The organism is Spongiibacter nanhainus, from assembly GCF_016132545.1.
GTDB lineage: Bacteria > Pseudomonadota > Gammaproteobacteria > Pseudomonadales > Spongiibacteraceae > Spongiibacter > Spongiibacter nanhainus.
The window spans coordinates 3,075,971-3,088,630 of record NZ_CP066167.1 but is presented as its reverse complement, the minus strand read 5'-3'; the positions used below and the strand labels follow the sequence as shown (position 1 = coordinate 3,088,630).

At 55.1% G+C, this 12,660-nt stretch carries 14 protein-coding genes; 2 read left to right on the top strand and 12 right to left on the bottom strand.

What is annotated here, in order from left to right:
* Positions 1–132: 132 nt before the first annotated feature.
* Positions 133–810, top strand: a complete 678-nt coding sequence (locus I6N98_RS14090; protein WP_198568981.1) for an O-methyltransferase — start codon at positions 133–135, stop codon at positions 808–810.
* 15 nt (positions 811–825) lie between these two features.
* Here the strand turns inward: I6N98_RS14090 and I6N98_RS14085 are convergent, their stop codons facing one another.
* The 3 genes from I6N98_RS14085 to I6N98_RS14075 all read right to left on the bottom strand — a co-directional run bounded on the left by I6N98_RS14085 (position 826) and on the right by I6N98_RS14075 (position 3,606).
* Complete coding sequence (locus tag I6N98_RS14085; RefSeq protein WP_198568980.1) at positions 826–1,470, bottom strand: TetR family transcriptional regulator; 645 nt, start codon at positions 1,468–1,470, stop codon at positions 826–828.
* A 172-nt stretch (positions 1,471–1,642) separates the two neighbouring features.
* Positions 1,643–2,938, bottom strand: a complete 1,296-nt coding sequence (locus I6N98_RS14080; RefSeq protein ID WP_198568979.1) for an ABC transporter permease — start codon at positions 2,936–2,938, stop codon at positions 1,643–1,645.
* A complete protein-coding gene (locus tag I6N98_RS14075; RefSeq protein ID WP_232787350.1) occupies positions 2,938–3,606 on the bottom strand; it encodes an ABC transporter ATP-binding protein in 669 nt (222 codons plus the stop codon). The genes I6N98_RS14080 and I6N98_RS14075 overlap by 1 nt, the downstream gene beginning before the upstream one ends.
* Positions 3,607–3,715: 109 nt before the next feature.
* Between I6N98_RS14075 and I6N98_RS14070 the strand changes: the two genes are divergently transcribed.
* The gene (locus I6N98_RS14070; protein ID WP_232787349.1) at positions 3,716–4,324 is read left to right on the top strand and encodes a DUF3299 domain-containing protein; all 609 of its coding nucleotides are present in this window, start codon (positions 3,716–3,718) and stop codon (positions 4,322–4,324) included.
* Positions 4,325–4,359: 35 nt separating this feature from the next.
* Here the strand turns inward: I6N98_RS14070 and I6N98_RS14065 are convergent, their stop codons facing one another.
* The 9 genes from I6N98_RS14065 to I6N98_RS14025 form a co-directional block, all read right to left on the bottom strand.
* On the bottom strand, positions 4,360–5,355 hold the full coding sequence (locus I6N98_RS14065) for a CobW family GTP-binding protein (protein WP_198568978.1): 996 nt from the start codon (positions 5,353–5,355) through the stop codon (positions 4,360–4,362).
* Between the two features lie 72 nt (positions 5,356–5,427).
* Positions 5,428–5,862 carry a phosphoribosyl-AMP cyclohydrolase gene (gene hisI, locus I6N98_RS14060; protein ID WP_232787348.1) on the bottom strand — a complete coding sequence of 145 codons (435 nt, stop codon included), beginning with the start codon at positions 5,860–5,862 and terminating at the stop codon, positions 5,428–5,430.
* A gap of 93 nt (positions 5,863–5,955) precedes the next feature.
* The gene (locus I6N98_RS14055; protein WP_232787347.1) at positions 5,956–6,384 is read right to left on the bottom strand and encodes a MerC domain-containing protein; all 429 of its coding nucleotides are present in this window, start codon (positions 6,382–6,384) and stop codon (positions 5,956–5,958) included.
* 26 nt (positions 6,385–6,410) lie between these two features.
* Positions 6,411–6,863, bottom strand: a complete 453-nt coding sequence (locus tag I6N98_RS14050; RefSeq protein WP_198568977.1) for a Fur family transcriptional regulator — start codon at positions 6,861–6,863, stop codon at positions 6,411–6,413.
* A 5-nt stretch (positions 6,864–6,868) separates the two neighbouring features.
* A complete protein-coding gene (locus I6N98_RS14045) occupies positions 6,869–7,450 on the bottom strand; it encodes a ZrgA family zinc uptake protein (protein ID WP_232787722.1) in 582 nt (193 codons plus the stop codon).
* 93 nt (positions 7,451–7,543) lie between these two features.
* On the bottom strand, positions 7,544–9,985 hold the full coding sequence (locus tag I6N98_RS14040; protein WP_198568975.1) for a TonB-dependent receptor: 2,442 nt from the start codon (positions 9,983–9,985) through the stop codon (positions 7,544–7,546).
* A 51-nt stretch (positions 9,986–10,036) separates the two neighbouring features.
* Positions 10,037–10,693: a DUF1826 domain-containing protein gene (locus I6N98_RS14035; protein ID WP_198568974.1), complete on the bottom strand. Its 657-nt coding sequence runs from the start codon at positions 10,691–10,693 to the stop codon at positions 10,037–10,039.
* Positions 10,690–11,901: a zinc metallochaperone GTPase ZigA gene (gene zigA, locus I6N98_RS14030; RefSeq protein WP_198568973.1), complete on the bottom strand. Its 1,212-nt coding sequence runs from the start codon at positions 11,899–11,901 to the stop codon at positions 10,690–10,692. Before zigA ends, I6N98_RS14035 begins: the two co-directional genes overlap by 4 nt.
* The gene (locus I6N98_RS14025; protein WP_232787346.1) at positions 11,885–12,325 is read right to left on the bottom strand and encodes a TraR/DksA family transcriptional regulator; all 441 of its coding nucleotides are present in this window, start codon (positions 12,323–12,325) and stop codon (positions 11,885–11,887) included. The genes zigA and I6N98_RS14025 overlap by 17 nt, the downstream gene beginning before the upstream one ends.
* Between the last annotated feature and the right edge of the window lie 335 nt (positions 12,326–12,660).

The following is a 12,660-nucleotide window of genomic DNA, read 5'->3' as shown; positions in this document are numbered from 1 at the left end:
CAGGCCGGCGCCATCCCGGCCTGACTTATCCGTGTAACACGGATATGGGTAACTCTCTGTTCGTAGGATGTCCTGTTTCAGGATGTATCGATACGATATACCCCGGCGGCAGTGTTGGGGTGGGAGTTATTTATGGAGTCTCAACCTCGCTCATCGTACAAGCAGCGCGGCGCCCCGTGGCGCAGTGTGCTGCTGAACTATGCCCTCAAACGCCTGCTGATTGGCCGCGGGCAGGACAAAATATCCAATATCGCCCTGCTGCTGATTCTGATGTCCTGGGGCAATCTGTTTTACTCTGCCGGTTGGCGCTACCTTCGCCAGGTAGCCAAAAGCGCCCTACAGCGAGATGGGGCCGTGTTGGAGTGCGGCTCGGGCGCAACCACCCTGATTGTGGGGGCGCTGACTGCCCATCAAGGCCGACGTGTGCAGGTCTTGGAGCACAACCTGGCCTGGTTTGATCACATCAACGGCATGCTGCAGCGGGTGGGTATTGATCATGTTGAGCTGGTGTACGCTCCGTTGCGGGAGTTCGATGGCTACAGTTGGTACGGTCCGCCAGAGGGGTTTCACTACGCCGACAATATCGATCTGGTGATTTGTGATGGCCCGCCCAGTGGTACCCTGGGTGGGCGCTACGGCATGCTGCCTCGATTAATGCCCCACTTGAGGGAGGGGGCGACGATTTTGTTGGACGACACCCATCGCCGTGGAGAGCGGCATATTCTAAAACGTTGGCAGGACCTGGCACACTTTAATACCCGGCGCAGCCGGGGGCTGGTCAGTGAAAGCACTGAGATTACTTTGGCGTAGCTGTACAACGCCGCCTTAGTCGTCGGCGGTCAGTATTTTGATGGCACTCTCGGTAACAAAGTCGATGTACTGATTGCGCATGGCTTGGCTGAGGTCGGGCTGCCCGCTCATAAAACGACGGGAGTGGCGGGCGTAAAAAATATAATCACAGGCGCCGATCAGTAAATAGTAAAACATCATGGGGTCGACGGGCTTGAAAATGCCGAGTTCAACACCCTGCTCAACGATGCGCTGTTGGGCGTTAAGGATGGGTTTAACGAAGAAGTCCACCAATTCCTGCGCAATCTCATCGTTGCCATTTTCCATCAAGGTATGAACGAGGCGATTGAGATAGGGGCATTTGGCGTAGGTGTGGATCACACCGGCGATGTGCATCCGCAGTTTTTCTTTAGGGGGGGTGTCTTGTTCTGACAGGGCCTTGAGTTTTTCCATACTCGGCCCCGCGTCCCGTTCTACCAGCGCCAGTAGCAGCCCGTTTTTATTGCCAAAATGATACTTGATCAGTGCCGAGTTCAAACCCGAGTGCTCGGCAATATCGCTGAGGGAAATATCGATCGTATTGCGTTGAATCAGTATTTCACTGGCGGCCTGCATCAACGCAGCGCGGGAGTTGCGCCGCTGCTTTTTGCCCGCCGTAGCGGAAGTCGCTGAATCGGTCATGGTGTCTGCTTATGTCGTGGTCGCGTTGAATGGCAATTATGGGAAAAGGCGCACTGAACCTCAGGGCAAATAGCTCTCGTCGACGTCATTACTGAAGCAGATAGTAGCATAACAACTACTTAATCGATTAATTACCTTGAGCAGGCCGCACCCGGGTTTGCCACCCCCTTGTCTACAATTGCTCCCTAAGCGCGTAGCGGTAAGCCTGTATGCCCGGTACCAGGGTAATAATGATGGTGGCCGCCAGCACCAAACCCAGAATCAAAGCTGAGCCGCTATTCAAAATGGGTCCCGAATCCATCACTAAGCTGAATTGTGCCGCTAACCAGTCGGCCGACAGCGAGGCGCCAACCGTGAGCAATAGGGCCGCCAGTACGCAGGAGGCCAGGCTGATGATGATGGCTTCCACTTCCAGCAGTGCAAAGACAAACAGGGGCGATGCGCCAATGGCTCGCATCACGGCGATTTCCGGCCCGCGCTCGCGAAGTGTCGCCAGTAGCATCGCCGCCAGGCCCAGCAGCGAGGCAAGCAATACTAGTGCCGCAATTAGCTGCAGTGTGTGTTCCATCACTGCCATCATCTGCCAGAGTTGGCTAATGGTGACGCCGGGGAGAATGGCCAGCAGGGCTTCCCCGGAATAGGTGTTGATCTGGCGTTGCATTTGAAATGTCGCCAACTTGGATGTTAGCCCCACCATAAACGCAGTGATGGCATCCGGATTCTCCTCGTGGTGTGTCTCATGTTGGTCCGCGCTCGCGGCCTGAGAGTGAGTATGCTGATGGGAGGAATGTTGATCGGTTGATGGGTAGCTACTGGTTGGAGACCCAGACGGCCAACCCGCATGAATGGCTTCAATACCTGCCAGGCTCACATGCAGGGTCTGATCGACTGGTGTGCCGGTGGTTTGGAGTATCCCTACCACCTCGAAAGGGGAGTCTTCATGCTTACTGAAGCTGGTGCTGCCGAGACCATGCGCCAGCACTATCTTGTCCCCTAGTTGATAGCCCAATGCGCGGGCGACGGCGCTGCCCAGAACAATGTCAAAGGTATCCCTAAAGGCTTTACCCTGAGCCAAGACCAAAGCACGGTCACCGCCATAGCGAAAGTGCTGGAAGTACTCGTCGGTGGTACCCATCACCCGGTAGCCTTTATGGGAGTCCCCCAGGGAGAGGGGGATAGTCCACGCCACTTTGGGGTCATTGGCGATGGCCTGATAGCTTTGCCAGCTAATATTATTGGTGGCGTTACCCAGACGAAAGACCGAATACAACAATAAATTCACATCGCCTGTTCGGGCACCCACGATCAGGTCGATGCCCGATACGGTATTGTTAAAGCTGCTCTTGGCCTGGTGACGGATGGTCTCCACGCCTAGAAGCACAAATACACTGACCGTAATGGCAAAAAAAGTGAGCAGCACAGAGCCTTTACGGCTCCAAAGACTTCGCAGCGCCAAGTGTATAAACATCAGGCCGTTTCTCCCGCGCGGTTGATCTTGCCCAGGGCATCCACTCTGTGAAAGTGCGTCGACAGGGATAAATCGTGACTGACAAACAGTAGGGCAGCTCCACTTTGCTGAACGCTGTCCATCAACAGCGATATAAACCCATCGCGATTTTGTGCATCTAGCGCCGAGGTGGGCTCGTCGACAATGATCAGTTCTGGACGATTGATCAGCGCCCGGGCAATGGCAACCCGCTGCTGCTGTCCGACGCTCAATTGCGATGCAGGGCGATGGCAGAGTTCGCCGTCGATACTCAGCGATGTCAGCAGTTTCGATGCCTCCCGGCTAGCATTAGGGGTGTTGGCAAAATGGGCGGCCAGTCTGATGTTGTCCACAGGGCTCAGGTAGGGGATAAGGTTGAACTGTTGAAATACAACGCCAATATGCCGGGCCCTCCATTTATCCCGTTTGCCGCTGCGCAGCCCATTAATGCGCTGCCCAAGGATGTCGACACAGCCGCGATTGGGTAGCAGAATGCCTGCCAGTATGTTGAGGAATGTGGACTTGCCACTCCCTGACGGCCCATGCAGAAATACCTGTTCTGCGTTGTCCAGAGTCCATTGCGGAATATCCAGCAGCGGTGAGCTGGTTTTGTCGTAAGAAAACAGCATGTTCTCAACGTTAACTATCACAGTATGTTCTCGTGATTGCCTGGGAATCGATCGATTCTAAATGGTACAGCGCGACATGGAACCTTGGTGACTTTTTTTCATTCTAAGCCCCTATTTGGAGTGAGCTTTGATGCGTCTAAACCCCTTAAGGATGGCCCGCGTTGCAGGCCAGTCGCTAGTGTTGTTACTGGTAATGACAGCAAGCAGTATTGTCCAGAGCGCAGATGCCAGCGGCAGGGCTGTCGATGGCTATCGAACCATCGAGTGGACCGACCTGATGCCCAAGGAGGATTTGGACGCTTTTCTTAACCCTCCCGAATCCCTCAATGAGATTGCCGATGGTTCTGAGCAGGATCAAATTGACAGCCAGTTCCAAACAGAACTGGAGCCCGCCGGTGATAGCGCCTATCAGCGGGCCCTGGTCTCGACCCGAGTGGTCAAAGAGTTTGATGGTCAGGCAATTCGCCTGCCGGGCTTTATCGTGCCATTGGAGTTCGGCGACGGCGACCAACAGGTGACCCGATTTTTTCTGGTACCTTACTTCGGCGCTTGTATCCACGTGCCACCACCTCCCCCCAATCAAATTACCTATGCGGAATTTGACCAAGGCTTTAAGCTCGAGTCCTTGTACGACCCATTTTGGATTTCTGGCAAACTACGGACGACCCTTATTGAAAACGAGACTGCCACGGCTGCATATGCCGTGAAGGTGGAGAGCATTGAGCCATATGACGACTAGGGAACCTCTGCATTACCAGCTTATGCAGAGGTTCCCTAGATCACACAGTCGAGTAGGGCTTGCTCTAGATTTTCAAGGGCCGCGGTATCGGTACTGATGCATTCGATGCGGCTATCCAGGCAGTCGTCCAGTTCGGTTTGGCTGAGTACATTATCGGCTTTGTTGTAAGCAGCGATGCCTTGGTCAGTAATAAACACCCCCTTGATGCGCTCGGCTTCGACACCCAGCAGTAGGTTATAGAGTTTGTCGGCAGAGAAAGTCCACTGGGGTTTAAATACCCATCCCCGGCTGTGGAAACCTTCGCCCTCATTATCGATACTCAGGTAGCCCTGCTCAGGGATATCACCGGTATTGATGATCGGTGGCGGGGCTTCGCTTTGGTGTTGGTGGAGCGGGTGTGGCGACTGCGCTGTAGGGGCCTGTAACCACTGGTTTTGCACTGCGCCATTACTGACCTGATAGACCGATTTACTGTCCAGGCTCAGCCTGCCTTCCAGAAAATCCAGTAAAGCGGGAAAATCTCTCGCCCCGTACTGCTCTGATTTGTTGGCGACAATAACGTCAGCGATGGCCAGCTGCTGGTTAAAAGTGTCGTGCTGAGTGTAACGGGAATCTTGGATTTTGCGGGCGTCGACCAGGGTCAGAGTGGCACGCAGGTCGAGGACCTCCCGGTAGTAGTCAGAGGCCAACACCGCCAGCACTTCTTCAGGATGGCCCAGGCCAGTAGGTTCTATCAGCAAGCGATGCGGCTTTGCCCTGGACAGCAGCATGTTCAGAGCTATTTGCATTGGCAGTCCTGCCGTGCAGCACATACATCCGCCGGGAACTTCGCGGATGAAAATGCCAGCGTCTTCAGTTTGCTGGCCGGCGAATAGACTGCCATCAATGCCCACTTCGCCAAATTCATTGACCAACACGGCCCAGCGCTCGTGCTCCGGCTTGTGTTTGAGCAAATGCAGGATTGCCGTCGACTTGCCCACACCGAGAAAGCCGGTAATCACATTGGTGGGGATGGATTTCAGCGCGGCCATAAATCGACGACTCCGGATGTAGTAGTTAAGGGTGAGTAGTAGCTATTGGTGAATGGTCCAGGACGGTGGCACCTAAATTTCGCCCGTGATCGGCGGCGACTCAGTAATGGTAACCAACCGGGAAGCGGGATCGACGCCCAGGTAAAAACAGCTTGAACGCTGGGTATGGCAGGCCGGGCCGCACTGCTGCACCTCGCATAACAGGGCGTCGCCATCGCAATCAATGCGCATTGATTGTAAGTGCTGAACGTGGCCGCTGGTTTCGCCTTTGCGCCACAACTGTGATCGTGAACGGGACCAATAAGTCATGGTACCTGAACGCAAGGTCGCATCGATGGCGTCGCGATTCATCCAAGCCATCATTAACACCTCCCGGCTCGCTTGATCTTGCGTCACGACGGGGATAAGCCCGCTAGAATTAAACATCAAGTGACTCATTACCTCTTCCAAGGGCAGTGACTCGCCTGCCTGGCGGGACTCGAGGGACTGGAAGAATTGATTAATCACGGATGGGTAAGCCTATTTATGCACTATGCACGGCCATTAATCGCATGGCGTCTTGTGGGTATACCGTGCAGTGGTGTCATCGCGGTTCATGTCCTATTCCTCCGACTGGCAGTCTGAAAAGACTTTATGATCACAGCGACCGTCTAAGCGTTGGCACAATCTGTGGTTGCCCCAGTGACCGAGAGCAATGAGCGAAGCCCCCAGTACAGAGACCACCTTCTCGCCGATTTCTCCTAGTAGGTCGTGCCCCAGCAGTGCCGCGAATGTCAGCGCTGCCATGCCCAACAGGCCCAGCAGCAAAATAACCTTTTGCTTGTGTCGGTGACAACCAATGGATAGCGCGAAAATGCTAAGTGGCAATACCGCAAACAAAAGCCATTGGTGAAAGCGCTCATCGCCCAGGGCGGTGCCGCCGAGGGTGGGCAGCATCACTAGTAATACCGGCAGTAACAAACAGTGCACGGTACACACTAGGGACAGTCCGATTGCCGCTTTGTCCATACGACGTGTTGCTGAATTCACGCTACCTCCTACTTGTGGTAACACTCTCAGTGCGCGCAGCTATCACACAGGCAGTGCAGCTCAAGCTGCGGGCTTTTAAGGACATAGCCGGCCTGTTTTACATTGCTTTCCAGAGTGTTGATCAGGGTTTTCTTGATGCCGATTTCTTTTACCGTGCCGCATTCATCGCAAATCAGAAATTGTGGCACTTCGTGTGCGTGGTCGCAGGTAATATGGGAGCAAGCAATGTACTTGTTGGCCAAGTGAAGCTTGTGGACGAGATTTTCGCTGGCCAAAAAGTCTAGGATTCGATAGACGGTGGTTGGCGGTAGCGATACCCCGAACTCCTTCTGCATATAGTCGATCAGCTCGTAGGCGGATTGCGCTTTTTGGGATTGCAGTAGACCACTCAGAATGCGCTTGCGCTTCTCGGTCAATTTGCCACCATTGGCGCGGCAACTTGCTTCCGCTTGGTTGAGTATCTGCTCGATATTATTCATGGTCTTTACCTTAGGATTACGCCAGTGCGACCATTATCCAGTGTTGCCGCCCCTTGTCGATGACCGCTGATCCATTGCACCTGCAGATGGCGAATTCCGGGAAACTGCGCCATTAAGGTCGTCGACAAAGCCCGCACCTCATCGGGTTCGGCACAGGTAAAGCGGTATTGGGCGGTGATTTCCCTATGTGAGCTGCTGTGTGACGGAGACTCGTTGTGGTGTTCTTCGCTTTCCTCTTCGCCGTGCTTGTCGATAGTGCTTAGGTCGATGCTGTGGCCGGCCAGATGACAACTGGCCGGCTCGGTTTGAAAGAGGACCTCGCCCTCTGACAGCCGTCGATGGGTGAGGGCGACGATCGCAAGCTGATCGTCGGTTTCCGGGCGATGCTCGAAACCCACAAGGTTTGCCGCGGGTGAGAGCAGTGCAATGTCGAGTTGGGAACCCTCCAACACTATCTGGAGTCGAGCGACGCCATGGACATGTGCGCTATGACCGCCATGGCCAGGATGTCGCTCTGCCTCAAGTTCAGCCTCAGGCGAAAGAGGCGCCGTATGGGCGCTTATGCTCACGCTCAGGCCGAGGGCCATCGCCCACAGGTGTCGCATTGCTGTGTACAGCACAGTGCTACTCTCCGGCAAGTTTTCCTGCCGAGGGCGGCAGGTGTAGGCCAATCAGCGCTTTCAAAATTGCCCTCGCAAGCCAATGCTAAAGCCTCTACCGGGTAGAGGTGCCTTGTCTTTGAGGAAGGAACTATGCACCCGGGCTTCCTCATCGGTCAGGTTGGCGCCTTTGAGGTAGACGGTTAGATCGCCGCGATCCGCCGCAAAGGTGTAGGCCACTTCGGCATCCACCAGGGTGTAAGCATCGCTTGACGTTTCCAATTCTGCGACCTTGCCCTGTTCGGCATAGTGGGTCGCGCCGAGCTCAGCCTCCCAGCCATAGCTTTGGTAGCGCAATTGGCTGCCCACTCGCACAGGTGGAATGCGGGGCAGGTTTCCGCCGTCATCCAGTTTGCCGCGAATGCTGTCGCCCCATATCTTTAGAGTCCAAGCTGGATCGAACTGCCAGGCCAGTTGAGCTTCGAGGCCATATAGCGTGGCGTCAGCCTGCTCGAAGACGTATACCGGCAGGCCGCCGTGGTCGTGAGCATGGTCTTCGTGTTCTTCATGCTCTTCGTGGTCGTCTTCGCCGTGGTCATGACCTTCGAAGTCCTCGCTGGTCAGGCCGCTATTGCGCTGGTAGTAGAAGTTGTCCACTTGGTTGTAAAACACGTTTACCACCCAGCTGAGGTTGCCGGAATGTTTGCGCAAACTCAGGTCGATGTTGTTGGATACTTCCTCGTCGACATCGTCGCTGTAATGAAAGTGGGGGTGCTCGCCTTCGTGGAGCCAAAACAGGGCGCCAACTTCGAAGCTCCCGGTGCCAATGTGGGGACCATAAGAGAATAACTCAGCCGCACTGGGAGCCCGCTCCGCGTGAGTCAGTGATAGCGCGGCGTTGTAATCGTGAGCAAAGTCCCACACCAGGCCGGCGGATAGGCTAAAGGGCGTAAACTCCATCTCGTCAAAATGGAGCATAGTGTGCTCTGCCTCTTCTCCCTCTTCGGCGTGGTGTTCTTCCCACTCGATGGGATCCGCCTCAATAGTGACCTGCTCAACCCGCGCACCGATCTGCCATAGCAGTTTACCGACGTGTTTTTCCTGCATTAGGGCAATGGCAACACTGTCGGTGCGGCTTGGTGGGGTAAAGGCCTCTTCGCCAGTGGCCTCAAAATCCGAGCTTTTGCCCTCAAAAGACAGGGCACCATGCCAGCCAGCGATTTCTTGGAGTAGCAGGTCGACTCGGGCCTGCAGTGTCTCGTTGCGAAATACCGTGCCGACCTCGCCGTTTTCTACCTCGGCGTGCTCATAGTCGGTGTAGCCGAGGCGAGTGTGGATACCGCGCAGCAGGGGGGTGTCCAATGACAACTCACTGATTAACTGCCAGCGATCCTGCTCCAGATCAGAGAGTACGCCGCCTTCGCCATGCTCATGCTCGTGCTCATCTTCATGCTCGTCTTCGTGCTCGTCCTCACCTTCGTGTTCTTCGTGTTCCTCGTCGTGGGCATGGCTGTGGCCGGGCACACCATTCAACCGTTCTAGTCGACCGTAGGAAATGCCGACAAAGCCATTATCCAGCAGCCAGCTGCCGCCAATATTGAAGCCCTCGCTCTCTGAGGCGCTGTTCTCCAACGTGCCGTCGACATGCTCTTCATGGCCTTCCTCTTCGTGCTCTTCCTCGGTCTCGTTCACGGCGATACCGGGAATGTCGTAGTCGTCTCCGTCTCGCCAAAAACCATCGATATGAAACGCGAAGTGGTCGGTACCACCGGTGTAGGCTGCGGAGGCCTCGTATTCGTCCGCCACGGTATTGTGACCGACGTTAAAGGCGCCTTTTGCCTCGCTGTTGGACGGTACCCGGTCGTCCACCACATTCACGACCCCGCCAATCGCACCGGAGCCGTAGAATAGCGTTGCGGGGCCGCGCAAAATCTCAATTTGCTCAGCGGTGCTCGCTTCTGTGGCCACCACGTGGTCGGGGCCAACTCGTGAAGCATCGCTTACATCCAAGCCATTTTGGGTGATCAACACCCGTGGGCCGTTCAGACCGCGGATAATAGGGCTGCTGGCTACCGGGCCGAAATAGCTGGAGTGGACGCCCACTTCGTTTTTGAGGGTTTCACCCAATGTCGCTGCCTGTTTGCGGCGCAGCTCATCGCCGGCGACCACAGTGACCGGTTGTGCGGATTCCATGATCGAGCTGTGAAACGGGGTTGCGGTTACGTCAATTTGCTCAATAGCTGTACGCCGCAGGGTGATTTGCAGCGCCTCGTCGTCATCGACGATGCGCAGAGTCTCGTGGCTGTAGCCCGGTGCATCGATGTGGAGTTCATCGACATGTTGGTCGCCAGTGTCCAGGGTAAAGCGACCCTGGGCGTTGGTTTTGGCTTTGAGTTTGCTGCCGACAACTTCGGTGTTGGCGCCGCTGACCGGGTGTCCCGATCCGTCGTTAACTTGGCCGGACAGTGCATGGGTCAGTCCGGATGCCGTTATCAAAGCGAGAAGGCTCGCGCTGCGTTTCATGGGTGTCTCCTAGTAAGGTAATTGTTCGGTAACAGGTCTTCGCCTGCGTGGTTAACTAAAATCCAATGTGAGGAGCAAGCGTGTATGGCCAGATTCCACGGCGGGAGATCGGTGCACGGCGCCGGCACCTTCGTTGCCCTCCCAGAGTTCGCCCTTAAGCAAGGCTACGTCGCCTGCCGTTAAGGTCTCGATGTGTGCCTCTGAGGGGTATAAGCCGCTATCCTGATCACTGAGGCCCGCGCTGCCAGTGCCGAGCTTGCTGCGATCCACGCAGTGGTGGGGCAGCCACTGCGTGGCAGGGCCGCGATAGGTAGTGATGAGCCGACAAGGCACCCGGTCGACATGGAATTTGGGACACATGGCGTTTTTCAATGGCGTCAATCTCAGGCCCACCGCCTTCAGCTCAAACAAGCAGCTGAACATCTCTATCAGCAGTTGCACGTCCGCTTGCAGGTAGGGGTAGGGGGAGATCTCCGATAGGCTGTCTGCTACCCGACTGAGTTTTTGGGTGGGTATGGCGCAGCGCAGACCATTGAAACTTCTATTCTTGGCTAGCTCCTGAGCGTCCCTAAGGGCCAGGTGCGGAGCTTGTCGCTGCCATACCGCTATATTGACGTCCTCTCGGTAGATATCGGTGAGCGACTCGGGCGTGCGGCCGATAACGCTGTGACGATAAAGCTCGGCGTCCGGGGAGCGGGCGGGGATCATGCTTCGGCCTCCCAGGCGGGGAAGGGGTCGGGCAGTCGTTGCCACTGTGCTTTACCTGCCAGCAGCTCTTCGTCACTCAGCAAGCATCTGTCCAGCGCCTGGGTTACCTGGTTTTGATCCAGGTTTTGACCAATAAATACCAGCTCCTGGCGCATGTCGCCGAAGGGCTCTTGCCAATTAGATGCTATGGACTGTAGGTATTCCTCGTCATCGGGCCAGCGGTCTTTTGGTACGGCTTTCCAGAACATACCGGCAAAGCCATAGCGGGCCATGCCGCCGGCCTGGCTCCATTGGCCGGCGAACTCAGGGCGGCTGGCAAGCCAGAAGTAGCCCTTAGAGCGAATAAGCTTTCCTTGCAGGTCGTTACTGTGGAGGAAGTTGTAGAATTTCTCCGGGTGAAAGGGGCGGCGAGCAGTATAGGTAAAGCTGCCAATCCCGTATTCCTCGGTTTCTGGAACATGTTCCCCGCGCATCTCTTTGAGCCAACCTGGGGAGAGCTGAGCTTTCTCAAAGCTAAATTTTCCGGTGCCTAGTACTTGACCTGTATCTACCTCGCCAAGCTGTATAGGAACTATTTCGGCTTCGGTATTGAGTGTTCTCAACACGGCGATAAGCCGCTTCACGTCCATCTCGTGCACTAAGTCTGTTTTGCTAACCAAGATGACATCGGCAAATTCCACCTGATCCACCAACAAGTCCGCGACGCTGCGTTGATCCTCGTCGCCGAGGTGTTCTCCGGTTTCCCGCAAAAATTTGGCTTGATCGTAGTCGGTAAGAAAGTTGACGGCATCAACCACGGTTACCATGGTGTCCAGGGTGGCGACGTCCGACAGGCTGTCGCCGTTTTCGTCTTCAAAAGTGAAGGTTTCCGCCACCGGTAAGGGCTCTGATATCCCTGTAGATTCGATGAGCAGATAGTCGAAGCGCCCTTCTTTTGCTAAGCGATGCACTTCTTTAAGTAGGTCTTCCCGCAGAGTGCAGCAGATACAACCGTTGCTCATTTCCACCAGTTTTTCTTCGCTGCGATTCAAGGCCACCTCGTTCTGCACCGCAGCGGCGTCGATATTGATCTCGCTCATGTCGTTGACGATGACCGCCACTCGGCGGCCGTCCCGGTTATTCAACACATGGCTCAGAACAGTGGTTTTGCCCGCGCCGAGGTAGCCTGACAGTACGGTAACGGGCAGTTTTCTAGCGGTAGTTGCCATAGTGTTTTTCCCTTTCTTCCATCTGGTTTTTTATCTCCGCGCAATACTCTGCTGTGGGACGGATCAACAGCCTGGCAATCCCGATGGGCTCGCCACTCTCCAGGCAATAGCCGTAGTCGCCGGTGTGAATACGCTTCAGTGACGCCTCGATTTTTCGAAGCAGCTTGCTCTCCCGCTGGACGGTACGGAGAGTCATCCTGGAGTCCTCCTCGTATTGGGCCAGGTCCGCGCTGTCGCTCAGTACTGGGCGTTCGCTCATCGATTGTTGTGCGGCGCGGATGCGGGCAAGGGTGTGCTCCCTCATCGTTTGCAATCGCTGGCGAAAGAAAGCGATTTGCTGCTCACTCATGTAGGGCTGTTGCAAAATCTGCTTGGGAATAACCCCTGAGAAGGTGCCCGAGTCCAGATCAGAGCTGTTCACCATTTATTGCACATCGCCCCCTTGTTTATGAAATGATATAACATATCATAAAAGGGTTTTTTTCGGCTGGCAACAGCCTTGTTTTAACTGGCCCGGCTATCTGGGTTGCAAGCTATTGATTAGTATAGGTATTTATGTGTTTTCTGTAGGGCTGTGGTAGGTGGGTTGCGAGGGTGGCCAAATACTCGTCGTTACGATCATCAACTGAGTGTTGATCTCAGCGCTTATTTCTTTGTGAGATGAGGGTAACTATCTAACTTATATGGGTATTGTGAGATTTTTTGAGGGTGTTTTCGCCGCAAGAGGCATGTTTTAGCCGCGTCTGTAAGCTTGCTGAG

Bases quoted from the DNA above. Each gene is read 5' to 3' on its own strand.
- I6N98_RS14050 (WP_198568977.1), bottom strand. From the start codon at position 6,863: ATGAATAATATCGAGCAGATACTCAACCAAGCGGAAGCAAGTTGCCGC.
- I6N98_RS14090 (WP_198568981.1), top strand. From the start codon at position 133: ATGGAGTCTCAACCTCGCTCATCGTACAAGCAGCGCGGCGCCCCGTGG.
- I6N98_RS14065 (WP_198568978.1), bottom strand. From the start codon at position 5,355: ATGGCCGCGCTGAAATCCATCCCCACCAATGTGATTACCGGCTTTCTC.
- I6N98_RS14045 (WP_232787722.1), bottom strand. From the start codon at position 7,450: ATGGCCCTCGGCCTGAGCGTGAGCATAAGCGCCCATACGGCGCCTCTT.
- I6N98_RS14025 (WP_232787346.1), bottom strand. From the start codon at position 12,325: ATGGTGAACAGCTCTGATCTGGACTCGGGCACCTTCTCAGGGGTTATT.
- I6N98_RS14040 (WP_198568975.1), bottom strand. From the start codon at position 9,985: ATGAAACGCAGCGCGAGCCTTCTCGCTTTGATAACGGCATCCGGACTG.
- I6N98_RS14085 (WP_198568980.1), bottom strand. From the start codon at position 1,470: ATGACCGATTCAGCGACTTCCGCTACGGCGGGCAAAAAGCAGCGGCGC.
- I6N98_RS14080 (WP_198568979.1), bottom strand. From the start codon at position 2,938: ATGTTTATACACTTGGCGCTGCGAAGTCTTTGGAGCCGTAAAGGCTCT.
- I6N98_RS14070 (WP_232787349.1), top strand. From the start codon at position 3,716: ATGCGTCTAAACCCCTTAAGGATGGCCCGCGTTGCAGGCCAGTCGCTA.
- I6N98_RS14035 (WP_198568974.1), bottom strand. From the start codon at position 10,693: ATGATCCCCGCCCGCTCCCCGGACGCCGAGCTTTATCGTCACAGCGTT.
- zigA (WP_198568973.1), bottom strand. From the start codon at position 11,901: ATGGCAACTACCGCTAGAAAACTGCCCGTTACCGTACTGTCAGGCTAC.